Origin of the sequence: Bradyrhizobium sp. NBAIM03 (genome assembly GCF_020194055.1) — a bacterium.
In the GTDB taxonomy this organism is placed as follows: domain Bacteria; phylum Pseudomonadota; class Alphaproteobacteria; order Rhizobiales; family Xanthobacteraceae; genus Bradyrhizobium; species Bradyrhizobium yuanmingense.
In genome coordinates, this window is the sequence record NZ_JADYVS010000025.1 from 77,187 (window position 1) to 90,108 (window position 12,922).

Below are 12,922 nucleotides of genomic sequence, written 5' to 3' on the forward strand. Positions count from 1 at the left end.
AAATGTCTGAAGAAAGCTTGAATGCCGGCTTGGCTGGATGCCGTCAGATATCGCCGAGCCAACAAGACGTGTGAACCAGTTCACAAGCGCGCGGCGAAACCGCTGCTATGAAGACGTCATTGCTTAACCGATTCATTTCGAACGAAACGCCCCAGCGTGGCTCCAAGCGCTGGGGCTTTTTCGTGCCTCCATTCTCACAGCCAAGAGCAGATCGAAAGGGATCGCGCCGCCGCCTCGAACGTTATCGAGGAGGGGTGCGTTCGCAGGGCAAATCCCATATGCATGGCGCCGAGCTGCCGATTCGAGGGGCAAGGCGGCTCGCATTCAGTTTGCGGCGGTTCAAGAGCAGAAACGGGTCCAAGTGAGGCTTTCCACGAAGGCAAGGGTGGCCAAGAAGCCGCCGAAGAAGAGCAAAGGATCGCAGCGCGCCACGATCTCGTCTTCGTCGCCTCTCGGCATGATGGCCCTTCATCTGCTTGGACAATGGAAGCAGTCCGGACGCAGCGGCATCGTGTTTCTCGCCGAGAGCGAGAACAGGGCGGAGCGGCTCGGCAGCGTCATTCACGCGCTCGACCCCGCCTGCGAGGTGCTGGTGTTTCCGCGCTTGAATACCTTGCCGTTCGATCAACTGGAGCCCTCGCACGAGCTCGCGGGGCGCAGAGCCTCCGTGCTGAGGCGCCTTGCGAAGTCCAAGAAGCCGGTGTTTCTGGTATCGACGGCCGAAGCGGTGATGGAGCGGATGCCGCCGCCGGCCAGCCTGTCGCGCCTGAGCCTGAGCTTGAAGGTGGGCGGCACGTTCTCCGAGCAGGAGCTGGAGTCCCGCCTGCAATCCCTCGGTTACGATCTTGACGATGAGCCGGATTATCCGGGCGGGGCGCTGTTCCACGGCCAGACCTTCGAGATATTCCCGGCGGGCGCGCTGGGGCCGTTCCGGATCGAGCATTCGCAGCACACGATCAAACGGATCGTGGCCTTCGACCCGCATGAGCATAGGATCATCTTCGAGACCAGGGAGCTGCTCGTCGATCCCATGTCGGAGCGGCTCGGCCTTGCCGGCAAAGGCGGCAAGCGCGCCAGCCTGTTCGATTATTGCGCGGGCGCCAGATGGATCGCCGATGCCGGCGTGCCGTCGCATGCCGACGGATGGCTCGATACGATCGAGGAGGCCGCGCCCCGCAGCGAGCGGGAGCGCGAATATCTCGGGCGCAGCGATTGGAGGCGGCTCTCCAAGGGCATCAAGGTGCTGCCGCGGACGGCACCGTTCCAGGCCATCCCGGAATTTTCGAAGCTGACATCCTCCCGGAAGGCGTTGCGTGGCTTCGTCGAGGAGACGCGCCGGGCCGGGTCGCGGCTGATCCTCGTTGCCGCGCACGAGGACGATCTGCGCGTGATGGAGCGGATGAGCGGCGTCAAGGCGGAGCGCTGCGAAGACTGGGAGGAGGCCGCGCGCGGGCGGGGCGGCGAGGCAGCGCTGCTCGCCGATCTCGATGCCGGTTTCGTCGTGCCGGCGAAGAAGCCTCTGGTCGTGGTGACGGCGTCCGACGTGCTCGGCAGCCGCGCGCATCATCCGCAGCCGATGGCGCGCGCCTGGAGCGCGGCCTTCGACCATGCCGATGCGCCGGAGCAGGGCACGGTGGTCGTTCATCTCCAGCGCGGCCTTGCCGTGCTCGACGGCCTGCAGACCGTCAACACCGGCGGGGGCGCGATGCGCGAGATGATCCGCCTGAAGTTCGCCGGCGACAATGCGGTGCTGGTGCCGCCGCCCGATCTCGCCTTGATGTGGCCTTACGCCGCCGAGCTCGGCAGGCTTTCGCTCGATAAGGCGGACGGCAGCACGTGGTGGGCGCGCCGCAGCGAGGCCGAGCGCGAGATCCAGATCGCCGGCAAGGCGCTCGCCAAGCACATCAGCCAGCGCCGGCGGCGGCGCGGCGAAAAGCTGGTGCCGCCGGGATCGGCCTACGAGAAGTTCGTCGCGCGTTTTCCTTACTTCACGACGATCGACCAGGCCCAGGCGATCCGGGACGTGCTGGATGATCTCGCATCCGGCCATCCGATGGATCGGGTGATCTGCGGCGATGTCGGCTTCGGCAAGACCGAGGTCGCGCTGCGCGCCGCAGCCGCGGTGGTGCTGTCAGGCAAGCAGGTGGCGGTCGCGGTGCCGACGACGGTGCTGGCCCGCCAGCACGTCGCGACGTTCCAGAAGCGATTTGCCCCGTTCGGCATCGAGGTCGGCAACCTCTCGCGCGCCACTTCGGGCGCGGCACTGCGGGAGACCAAGGAGGGCCTGCGCAGCGGCCGGATCAAGGTTGTGATCGGCACGCAGGCGCTCACCGGCAAGGACGTCAGGTTCGACGATCTCGGCCTCGTCATCGTCGACGAGGAGCAGCATTTTGGCGCTGCGGAAAAGGCAAAGCTCGCGGGGCTCGCCAAGAACGTGCATGTGCTGATGATGAGCGCGACGCCAATCCCGCGTACGCTGGCCGCCGGTCTCGCCGGCTTCCGCGATCTCAGCGTGATCGCCTCGCCCCCGGTGCACCGGCTTCCGGTCGCGACCCGGATCGCGCCGCTGTCGGATGCGGCGATCGCCTCGGCGCTGCTGCGCGAGCAGCGCCGCCACGGCCAAAGCTTCCTGATCTGCCCGCGCATCCAGGATCTCGATCCCATGCTGGCGCGGGTGCGGGCCGTGGCGCCGGACCTGCGCATCGTCTGCCTGCACGGCAGGTTGGCGGCCGACGAGATCGACGACCGCATGATGAGCTTCGTCGAAGGCCATGCCGACGTCCTGCTCGCGACCAACATCGTGGAGAGCGGTCTCGACATTCCCCGCGCCAACACCATCGTGGTGTGCTGGCCGGAAAAATTCGGCCTCGCTCAATTGCACCAGCTGCGCGGACGCGTCGGCCGCGGCGGCATCCGCGCCTTCGCGCATCTGCTCACCGAGACGGAGTCCGGACAATCCGAGAAGCGCCTCGCCGTGCTCGAGGAGTTCAGCCGGCCGGGCGCGGGCTTTGCCATCAGCGAGCGCGACCTGGATCTGCGCGGCGCGGGCGATTTGTTCTCGGAGCAGCAATCCGGCCACGTCCAGGTGTTCGGGCCGGTGCTCTACAGCCACCTGCTGAAAATGGCCTCGGAGAAGAGCGACGAGCAGCTGTGGGTGCCCGACCTCAACCTGCCGGTCGGGGACATGCTGCCCGAGAGCTATGTGCAGTCCGAGCCGGTGCGGCTCGAGCTCTATGCCCGCGCCGCACGATGCAACGACGAGGACGATCTCGACGACCTCGAGGAGGAAACCTCCCGCCGCTTCGGACCCTTGCCAAAGCTCGCGCGCGACTTCTTCGCCGCGGCCAAGCTCAGGATCGAATGCAAGCGACGCGGCATCATCCGCCTCGACGTCGGGCCTGAAGCTGCGGCCGCGACGTTCCTGCCCGGACGCCTGCGCAAGTCGCGAGGCAAGTCACTGCAACGCGACGGCGACCGCGTCGTCTATCACAGCCCGATGCGCGATGCGCCGTTCGAGCGGGTAGAGGAACTGTTCGAGCTGCTGGACGAGGGGTAGGGGCTTGCGCGTTCGTCAGCGCTCGCAACTGCGAATTCGTAGCGGAAACCCTGCTCCACCATTATAGTTAATTTGGGCGTGGCGAAGGAGATCGTCCGATGTCACATGCCATTCGTCCAGTGATTGCCACGATTGTCGCAGGCTCATGTCTGTTGGCCCTGGTGCAAGCGGGCGGCGCAAATGCCGGCTCCGCCGGAGCGGGCATGGGAACGGGGCAGGGTAGCGCTGGCGGCTCGGCGCCTTCTGGAATGGGGACGAGTGCGGGCAATGCAGGTCCCTCAGCACCCCCAGGGATGGGGACGAAGGACATCGCGCCCGGCGGAGATCTGGGCACCAACAGCGAAGCGACCAATTCGAACGTCCAGCCCGCCACGCCTGCGAGGTCGCGGGCGGCAGCTCAGGCCGCGAGAAATGCCGGGGCTGGTCGCGCTCAAAATGGCCTGCCGATCGGCGCAATTGGCAGCGGCACGAGCAATGAAGATCAAAAGGCCGCTGGTTCGGCGTTCTCCCAAAGAAGATTCCGACCGGCAACACAGGCTCAAGGAAACGCCAGTGTTGGTTCAAATAGTCTGTCAGGGAGAGGTTCGAGCCTTTCGGACCAGATCAGTCGGCCGCGAGCCGCACGAGCTGGAGACAAGGTGCTGGATGCCAAGGCCCGGGTCGAGCGACGAACGACTGTGTCGCCCAAACGCGTTACGAGCCCGATAGGACCAGGTTTGTAATCTGCGAGCGACGGGGGAACAGGTCGACTCGGTGCATCGCGCTCTACCAAAGCACATGTGGCGCTCGCGGTTTGAGCGGACGCACGAGCTGTTCGAGCTGCTGGACGAGGGGTAAATCGGAAAGTGCGAAAACAACCCCATGCACAGTAGCTATGTGCTTGTGCGATAAGGCGTTCTGCATTCGGCGCGTCCATCGCGGCCGAGGTGGCCCAAGCAAGCGTGGTCCACGACCCGAATCAGGCCTATCGTGCCGAGTCCGTGCCGGAGGCGCCGTCACTTGGCCGTTGATTTGTCGGGCAAAACAGTGGCATTATGCCAACTTCGGAAAATCCGTTGCTGGCATGGCTGTTGCCGGATGCGCGGCGAGGAGCTTGCGCCGGATCCGTAATCGGCCGGGGGCGCCGGCCCGTCCGCCGGCCGCGCCGCTAACGCGGAATTAATCCAGAAAGCCGACAATTTTAGGCAGTTGTGTATGGGTGCTGCGTAAGCGGATCGTCGCGAGGGCGTTCCAGGGGGCGGCTTCCTGTTGCTCGCTCCATGGGGGTCAGTGCAAATGACCACGTCCTTCGAAACGCCAAGCTTCGCCGAAGAGCTCGACGCCGTCGCCCTTGCAGACGCTGCAGGCGCGCAGGAACCCGCAGGCCCGGAAGCTGAAACGCCGCCAATCACGCCCCGCCGCAAGACGATCCTGCCGCTGGCGGTGTGTGCCCTCGCCATCAACGGCGCGGCGGCCATCTATACGTCGCCCTCCGGCATGCCGTCATTGAATGTTGCCAGCCTCGCCGAACTGCTGCCGCGGCAGGAGGCACCGGCACCGAAACCGGATCCGGTCGTCACCGCCCTGAAGGAGATCCAGTCGGCCCAGCAGCAGCACACCGCTTCGCTGCATGAGAACAACCAGACGCTGCAGCAGAATGCAGCCTTGCTGCAGCAGGATTCACTCTTGCTGCTGTCGCTGCGGCAGAGCATCACGGACGAGCGGGTCGACGTGAAGAAGATCTCCTCGCAGCTGTCCACGCTGATCGCCAAGGTCGACTCGCTGCAGAATGTGATGATGTCGGACGTGACATCGTCCGTTCGCAGAGCGAATGCGCGCTACGGACTATCCGCCGCGATGCGCAAGCGGCTGGTGCGTGAGCCCAAGCCCCTGGGGCCTCTAGGGCCGGTGTCGATCGGAGGGGCTCCGCTGACCGCGCCGGCTGCGGTGGCGGCGCCGGAGAGCTGAGGACGCGTTCTGGCTAGGCCGCTTCCTCCTTGAACGAGGTATAGACCCGGCCTGTGGGATCAACGACCCGAACGTCCCAGCATCCGTCCTCGACCAGCTCCCTGGCCTTTTTGAGGGCCGCGGCGAGTGAGGACCGCTTGAGATTGACGACGCCCGCCGTGTCGAAACCGTTGATTTCAAACATGCCGTCCCTCCGGTTTTGGGGAATCCTACACGTTTCCGGCGCGATGTCAGCGGGTTTGTCAAAGTTTCAGTTGCTGGGCCTTGGCCTCCAACCGTATTCCTGATGGGAAATCGTGGCGGTGATGTCGGCCTCTTTGTCTGCCGAGAGGCGCCAGGCCGCCACTCCGAAGCACAACGTCAGGACCAGGGCCGTCGCAAGCAGAAGCATCGAGACGAAATGGCTCACGCGCGTCACCAGCGGTTGGAAGCTCCGAGAGAGCGAACACGGGTTGCCGATTCGGAAAATACAGACGGGCTGACCTAAAGCCCTGGTTTCCACATCAAGTCACACAGGACCAAAGGCGCTCACGATCCCGATCGTGATCGGGACCAGCGCGACGATCGTCCATAAGGCGGGCGAGCTGGAAGACAGACCGGCGAAAAAGATCAAAAGACCGAAGCCCACAAGGGCCGCCGAGATGGCATAGGCGAGTGCTTTTTCCATCGTTCGATCCACGAGGAAACGGGATGGATTGCGCCTGTAGGACTCAGTGCCGATCGAAACGTTCCCATGCTGATCTGGATTGGCGGTGCATCAGCATCTCCGCAGCTCCGCTCAGCATGTCGACCACCAATGCGGCTACGAAGCCTGGAGCCACAAAATCACTGGGCCATGTCTGCGCGGATCGGGCACCGGATCCGCGACGTGCTTCTAAGGCCGTGACGGGTCGGTCCCGGCCTTCCGCTCAACCATCGCCATTTCCACTTGGTCAGCAAGGACCGTGAGGTGGCTTGCGAGCCTGTCGAACACTTCGCGCTTGGCCGGATCGGTAGCCAAGTCGCGGATCAGGGCGCGTTCGGCCGCATCTTTGCCAAGTTTCTCGATCTGCGCCAGATAGTCCTTCATTGGCAATTGGCTTCGTTCTGCGCAAACAAAACGTACAAGCAATGTGCGAAAGCGAGCAGAAGCGATTGCCGATTTTTCCTAGTCTTCGGTGGCTTTGGCCTTCCCCAAAGGTCCAAGCACCTCCAGCGGCCCCGGCCTCACACCCCAAAAGCCCCCCACGGTCGGGGCCGTCATTGGCGCTAGGCGCGATTTGCGATCGTGGCCGTTACGCCTGCCTCTGAGCGTTCGCGGATGGAGGAGCCGAGTCGCATCGCACGAACTGCGACAACGGCGCAGCACTCTTCAAAGGAACTGACTCCATGCCTCTGCATTCCTCGATTGCATGATTTTCCCACTTTTCGGTCGGCTCGTTGACGGAGGGGGTACATGGGCACTTTCGATCACACCGCTGTTCTGAAGCAGCGTTTCGATGAGCTTGCTTCTGGGCTTTCCGCATTGGAAGATCTGCGCTCGCGCGTAGTCGCAGCCGAGCAAATGCAAGAGAGGCATAGTCACGCGGGCAAGCCGCCCCCGACAATTCGCAAGGGTGGCAACCCTAAATCGCGATCAGCAGAAACCGATCGGCCAAAGAGGCGCTAGGCGCGGCCCCCGGTTCACGCTTCAGAACAAGGGCCGCCGCCCTGGAACAGCGGCCCTACCGGGTTACGATAGATCCGAGATGAAACTTGCCAGCCCCGGTAACGACATGTTCGTCCTGGAGGGACGTTCCTGCATCAACAAACGTGAATCCAAAGGAACGGCCCCGGGCGTCCCGGGGCTGGCTGCGGACACACCGAGGCCGCCCGACGCACCACTCAGCGTGGCACGCCGGGTGATATCGTCTGCTCAAACATTCGAGCTGGGTGTCTCAAAAGATACCGTCCAGCATTAAAATTTCGAGGTCTAGGCCAGAACCAGCCCCGACGGCAACGCGAACGGCGGCCGGTGAACACGTTCGAATGCGGCGCCCGAGAAAGGAGGCCGCAACCATTGGGGCCTACCGGTTCACGCTGGCGGACCACCATCGTTCGCCGCACGCGACCTCTCCGCGCGTGAGGGCATCAGCAGAAGTAGCAATTGTTCAGCTCGCTCCTTGGTCAGATTGGCCGCCATATCGGTCCCGATCAGTGCTGGGCCCCTGCGTTCTCGATCGTAGACCATCCAACCCTTGCCGCCCATGCGAATGAAAAATCGGCTTTGCGACGGAACCTCGTCAGTCAATGAAGCATGCTCCCGATTTGCCCAGCACCTCTCAGGAAGCGGCATTCTTCTTTGTAGCTTCATTCGCATATGTGAATCGTTTCGGGAAAAAGTGGCAATTGGTCGAGTTTTCGTTCACAGTTGAGTGCACTGTCACCGTAGATTGTCAGATCCGGCGGGGGGCTGCTTGGAACGCCTCGCTTGACTTCACGACCGTGGTCACGCGCCAGCGGTTGTTGAGTTCGTGGGGAAGCCAATGATGTGCGCATCAACCGGCGAAGCTCCGGCCTTCCTGCGTCAGCTCGAAGCTCTCGCCATTTGCGCAGAGCAAACCCGCCTCGACCATTTGCTTGGCAAATGACAGGCTGCACACCGGCTGCGAGCCGCCCGGATGATACAGCCGCGTGCCCCGCGCGATCAGGTGCCCATACAGCAGAGCGAGCCGCAGCGGCCTGACCATCCCGGGCGAGACATTTGGCATTCCTGCCAAAGCGTGCGGAAGGCCCTTCGTTCCTGCGTGGAGTCGAACGACTGACAATTGTCAGTCTGCGGAGCATTGACCGCGGCTGGCTGCAGCTAATCGCCCGCGAGCGACTGCATCGCTTCCAAGAGGCGTTCAAGCCCGAACGGCTTCTGGAGCATGATGCTGCCGGACACCGGACGCGGAGCGGCGTGCGTGTAGCCGGTGGCGTAGATCACAGGCATGCGCGGATTGGATTGCCTGCACTGGATGGCGACATCCCAGCCCGTCAGGGAGCCTGCCAACCTGATGTCGGTGAACAAGAGATCGGGTGTGGCTTCGGCACAGAGCTCGAGCGCGCGCTCGCCGCTATCAGCTTCCATCACCTCGTGCCCGTGAGTCTCCAGGATGTCGACCACCACGTCCCGGATCAGGTCTTCGTCTTCGGCTACAAGAACCCGCAAGTCTCCCTCCAGTCGCGCTCTTCGTCCACGACATGAGGACCCATGCGCAGAAAACATAGTGCCGGCTGGTCGGCGCCGCCTCCGCCAACTCGGCCGACGAGCCAGCGAGACTCAAGCTGGAACGGGTGACCTTTGTTCCTGCCCACCTGCTGAGCCGGACGGCATTTCGATTTTTGCTACTTGATTTTATTGGTGAGCGCGCTGGGCTCGAACCCAGGGCCGGGAGCCTGGATCGGGCAATGAACCAAGAGCATGCGAGGCGACTATTTCACCGACATGGAGCAGGACGACAGCGACGCTGAGGACGATGATCCGGAGGAGGCGAAGCAGCAGGCTCCGGAAATGTGCCCGTGCGCTTGATTCTGCTCATGCCATAGCGGTTGTCTCACGAGTCTCGAAATCGAACGCTGCCGGGCTCGAAATACATGTCCCGGCAGCGTGTCATTCTCAAACTGAGCGCTGAAATCCCAGTTGGCTTCGACTGTGCAACGGACATGCCACAGGCTTGTGACAGGAGCCCGCCGGTTCGCGCTGGCGGGCCTTTGATAGCTTAATAGTAATGGCGCCTTGGGCGGTGATAATAGTCGCCATAACCGTAATATCCCTGCCGGCCCTGCTGAAACTGTGGCGGCACCGTGCCGTTGGGGTAGCACCGACCGTCTCGAATATCGACGTCGGCGCCGTGGCCGCATCGGACGGGATGTCTACCGTAGCCTCCACCGTAACCTCCGCCGCCGCGATGATAGTACTGCCGCGCAGCTTGTTCTTGAGGAGGGAGGGCTCCGTTCGGATAACACATGCCGTCTCGGGCGCTCAGGTCCCAACCGTGGCCGCATGGAGGCGGGTGTCTTTGCACACCATACTGGACCTGCTGGATGGGTGGCTGAACCAGCCCCGGCACGGGCGGGCCCATAAGTAATGCTGCGGCGAGCACGGAAACGATCATCTGAGAATCTCCATGGGGCGCAGCGTGCCTCAGCACGTATGAACCCGCTGTGAATGGCACGGCTCACGTTGGCGGCTTCTTCGCAAAGCCTAGGGTTAGCACCATAACCACTGCCAAGAGAACCCAGCCGACAATATCGATGGCGGTCATGGCTGCACCCGGCGAGTGTGCACACTGTGTGCAGGCCCCAAAAATCCCCTCAACTCGAAGGGCTGAATTTTGGCTCTAGGTGCTTGATTAGCTTGGTGAGCGCGCTGGGGCTCGAACCCAGGACCCCGTGATTAAAAGTCACGTGCTCTACCGGCTGAGCTACGCGCTCCCATGGCCGCTGATGGCTCGAAGAGATCGCCATCGTGTTCGGACATTCGAGAGGCATGTCTTGCCGCTTCGCCTAGAGATCGCGTCGCGGGGAAAACCGGCTGTTTCCGGATCATGCCTTCGGCCCGCGCTGTGTAGGGGGAGTGGCTGCGGAGGTCAATAGTGCGGGTGGTTGCCGAAGATCGCGGCAGGAGCGGGGATTTGCCTGGGCTATCCGTCGCTTAGGCCAAAATTCTCACCTCGATTGGCGGCCGGTCATCCACGCCGGAGACCACGTGATTCCAGGCACGAGGCCGAAGACCGGCGTGGAGCAGGATCAGTTCGTCTCCCGCCGGACCTCGCTCGGCACCGGCTGCGGCGTGCCGGTCGGGTGGGGCAGCGCGACCGGGCGCAGGCCGATCAGCTCGGCGGTGCGGATCGCGCTGTCGCGCCAGAACTGGAACGAGTTGATGCGGCTGAGCTCGAGGATGGCGATGGCGACGGCGGCGAGGAACGGCAGGCTCTGCAGCACCAAGACGCCGGCGAAGATGTAGATCTCGGTGATCTGCTTGTAGCTGTTGGTGGCGATCAGCACGCCGGCGCCGACCAGGAGCAGGGTGCCGATCACGGCTTCCCAGAACGCCTGGAACTCGATCGACATGCGGGACAGGCCGCCTTTGGAGGTGCGGGCGAAGGCGATGTGCTCGGTGATCAGGCCCTGCGCCACCGCGCGCGACACCGTCCATTGCACGCTCATCGCCGCGATCATGGCGCCCAGCATCTGGCCGGGCTTGATGGCGACGCGGGCGCGGTACATCGACAGGAAGTGCACCAGCGAGACGATGAAGGCGCCGACAATCGGCAGCGTCAGGATCTTGTCGGGAATGGCGATGTCGGCGAAGGCGACGATCGGCACCCAGATGAGGTTGAGCAGCGCCACGACCACGCCGAGGCTTTCGGCGCCCAGCCAGTTCAGCCAGCCGAGGCCATATTCGCGCTTCTGGTCGGGCGTCAGCCGGCTTGCGCCGGGCAGGAAGCGGCGCCAGTGCTTCTTGACGATCTGCAGGCCGCCATAGGCCCAGCGGTGCCGTTGCTTCTTGAAGGCCTCGTAGGTGTCCGGCAGGAGGCCTGCGCCGTAGCGGGTATTCGTGTAGTGGGTGGTCCAGCCGAGCTCTTGGATGGCAAGGCCGAGATCTGAGTCCTCGCAGATCGTGTCGCTCGACCAGCCGCCGGCCATGTCCATCGCGGCGCGGCGGATCAGGCACATCGTGCCGTGCACGATGATGGCGTTGGCCTCGTTGCGCTGGACCATGCCGATGTCGAAGAAGCCGGCATATTCGCCGTTCATGATGTAGTGCATGATCGACAGATCGCCGTCGCGGTGCTCCTGCGGCGCCTGCACGAGGCCGACGCGCGGGTCGGCAAAAGCAGGCACGAGGTCCTTCAGCCAATCGGGCTCGACGACATAGTCGGCATCGAGGATGCCGATGATCTCGGCATCCGCCGCGGTGCGGTCCATCGCAATCCGCAGCGCGCCGGCTTTGAAGCCCTGCACCTTCTCGGCGTTGATGAACTTGAAGCGTTCACCGAGCGCGCGGCAATGGTCCTGGATCGGCTGCCAGAAGGCGGGATCCGGCGTGTTGTTGATGATGACCACGCATTCGTAGTTCGGGTAGTTCAGCCGCGACAGCGCATCCAGCGTCTGCTTCAGCATCTCGACGGGCTCGAAATAAGCGGGGATATGGATCGAGACCTTGGGGCAGTAATCCTCGGGCACGTTCTCGACCGGCTTGTTCTTGGCGATCAGGCGCTGCGGCGGCCGGCCGAAGGCAACCGCGGCGATCTCGTCGATGCGCGCCATCGCGATGAGGACCAGCGGAACAAGGAGGATCATGCCGAGCGTCAGCGCGAAAGCGGAGCCGAACAGGAAGTAGTGGCCGTTCCAATAGGCGAACACGGTCGCGGCCCAGGCGCCGACGCCGTTGGCGGTCGCCGACAGCAGGAAGGCTTGCCTCGCGGTCGCCTTCTCGATCCGCAGGATCGGTAACGACAGCAGCACGCCGACCAGCAGCGCGATACCCATCAGCTTCCAATAGTCGGGGTTCTCGACCGGGCCGGTCCAGGCGAATTTCGGCTCGCCGCTGGCATTGAGGACGCCCCAATACGGACCGACGCCGCCTTCGAAGAATTTCCAGGGCCGATCGAGGGCTTCGACGATGTTGTAGTCCATGCCGAGCGCTTCGGCGCGGGTGACGAAGTTGCGCAAGGTCAGCGCCTGCTGGAACGGACCTGGATCTGCGTTGCGCAAATTATAGCCTGCGCTCGGCCAGCCGAACTCGGCGATCACGATGCGCTTGCCCGGGAACTGATTGCGCAGGAGGTCGTAGCGGTCCACGGCCTGGTCGACGGCCTGATCCGAACGGAAGTTTTCCCAATAGGGCAGCACGTGCGCGGCGATGAAGTCGACGCTGGAGGCGAGGTCCGGAAAATCGCGCCAGATGTTCCAGATCTCGCCCGTCGTCACGGGAACACGGACCGCGCTCTTGACCTTCTTGATCTTGCTGATGAGGTCCTCGACCTTCATCTCGCCGCGGTAGATCACCTCGTTGCCGACCACGATGCCGATCACGTTGCTGTTCTTGCGGGCGAGCTCGATGGCGGCCTTGATCTCCCGCTCGTTGCGATCCTCGTCCTTGTCGATCCACGCGCCGACCGTGACCTTGAGGCCGAACTCGGCCGCGATCGGCGGCACCAGCTCGCTGCCTTCCGTCGCGGTGTAGGACCGGATCGCTCGCGTGAGGGTCGAGAGCTTCTTCAAGTCCGCGCGAATCTTGTCGGGGTCGACCTTGAGGTCGACGACATGGCCCGGTTCGAACGGCGTATAGGACAGGCTCGGCACCAGGCCCTTGAAGTCCGGCGCAGGTTCCCTGTCGCGCAGGACTCCCCAACTGCCTGCGTGGAGCGCAGACACGAGCAACAGAACGGCGGCGACAACGCGCATCGC

General features: G+C 63.6%; 8 protein-coding genes and 1 tRNA gene. 2 read left to right on the top strand and 7 right to left on the bottom strand.

Annotation, left to right across the window (positions count from 1 at the left end):
- The first annotated feature begins 457 nt into the window (after positions 1-457).
- Entirely contained in the window at positions 458-3,556 is a 3,099-nt protein-coding gene (locus I6F21_RS29390; protein WP_225140152.1) for a DEAD/DEAH box helicase, read from the top strand.
- Between the two features lie 1,275 nt (positions 3,557-4,831).
- Positions 4,832-5,503, top strand: a complete 672-nt coding sequence (locus I6F21_RS29395; RefSeq protein WP_036012564.1) for a hypothetical protein — start codon at positions 4,832-4,834, stop codon at positions 5,501-5,503.
- 13 nt (positions 5,504-5,516) lie between these two features.
- Here I6F21_RS29395 and I6F21_RS29400 read toward each other — a convergent pair whose 3' ends face one another.
- The 7 genes from I6F21_RS29400 to I6F21_RS29430 all read right to left on the bottom strand — a co-directional run bounded on the left by I6F21_RS29400 (position 5,517) and on the right by I6F21_RS29430 (position 12,919).
- Complete coding sequence (locus I6F21_RS29400) at positions 5,517-5,687, bottom strand: hypothetical protein (protein WP_225139967.1); 171 nt, start codon at positions 5,685-5,687, stop codon at positions 5,517-5,519.
- A 324-nt stretch (positions 5,688-6,011) separates the two neighbouring features.
- Entirely contained in the window at positions 6,012-6,170 is a 159-nt protein-coding gene (locus tag I6F21_RS29405) for a hypothetical protein (protein ID WP_164936882.1), read from the bottom strand.
- A 207-nt stretch (positions 6,171-6,377) separates the two neighbouring features.
- A complete protein-coding gene (locus I6F21_RS29410) occupies positions 6,378-6,572 on the bottom strand; it encodes a hypothetical protein (RefSeq protein WP_225112456.1) in 195 nt (64 codons plus the stop codon).
- 1,447 nt (positions 6,573-8,019) lie between these two features.
- Positions 8,020-8,211 (bottom strand): hypothetical protein, encoded by a 192-nt coding sequence (locus I6F21_RS29415; protein WP_225112455.1) that lies wholly within the window; start codon positions 8,209-8,211, stop codon positions 8,020-8,022.
- Positions 8,212-8,327: 116 nt separating this feature from the next.
- On the bottom strand, positions 8,328-8,675 hold the full coding sequence (locus I6F21_RS29420; RefSeq protein ID WP_036012559.1) for a response regulator: 348 nt from the start codon (positions 8,673-8,675) through the stop codon (positions 8,328-8,330).
- 1,189 nt (positions 8,676-9,864) lie between these two features.
- Positions 9,865-9,940, bottom strand: a tRNA-Lys gene (locus tag I6F21_RS29425).
- A 315-nt stretch (positions 9,941-10,255) separates the two neighbouring features.
- Positions 10,256-12,919, bottom strand: a complete 2,664-nt coding sequence (locus tag I6F21_RS29430; RefSeq protein ID WP_109143693.1) for a glycosyltransferase — start codon at positions 12,917-12,919, stop codon at positions 10,256-10,258.
- Positions 12,920-12,922 lie beyond the last annotated feature (3 nt).

Bases quoted from the DNA above. Each gene is read 5' to 3' on its own strand.
- I6F21_RS29390 (WP_225140152.1), top strand. From the start codon at position 458: ATGATGGCCCTTCATCTGCTTGGACAATGGAAGCAGTCCGGACGCAGC.
- I6F21_RS29400 (WP_225139967.1), bottom strand. From the start codon at position 5,687: ATGTTTGAAATCAACGGTTTCGACACGGCGGGCGTCGTCAATCTCAAG.
- I6F21_RS29405 (WP_164936882.1), bottom strand. From the start codon at position 6,170: ATGGAAAAAGCACTCGCCTATGCCATCTCGGCGGCCCTTGTGGGCTTC.
- I6F21_RS29410 (WP_225112456.1), bottom strand. From the start codon at position 6,572: ATGAAGGACTATCTGGCGCAGATCGAGAAACTTGGCAAAGATGCGGCC.
- I6F21_RS29415 (WP_225112455.1), bottom strand. From the start codon at position 8,211: ATGGTCAGGCCGCTGCGGCTCGCTCTGCTGTATGGGCACCTGATCGCG.
- I6F21_RS29395 (WP_036012564.1), top strand. From the start codon at position 4,832: ATGACCACGTCCTTCGAAACGCCAAGCTTCGCCGAAGAGCTCGACGCC.
- I6F21_RS29430 (WP_109143693.1), bottom strand. From the start codon at position 12,919: ATGCGCGTTGTCGCCGCCGTTCTGTTGCTCGTGTCTGCGCTCCACGCA.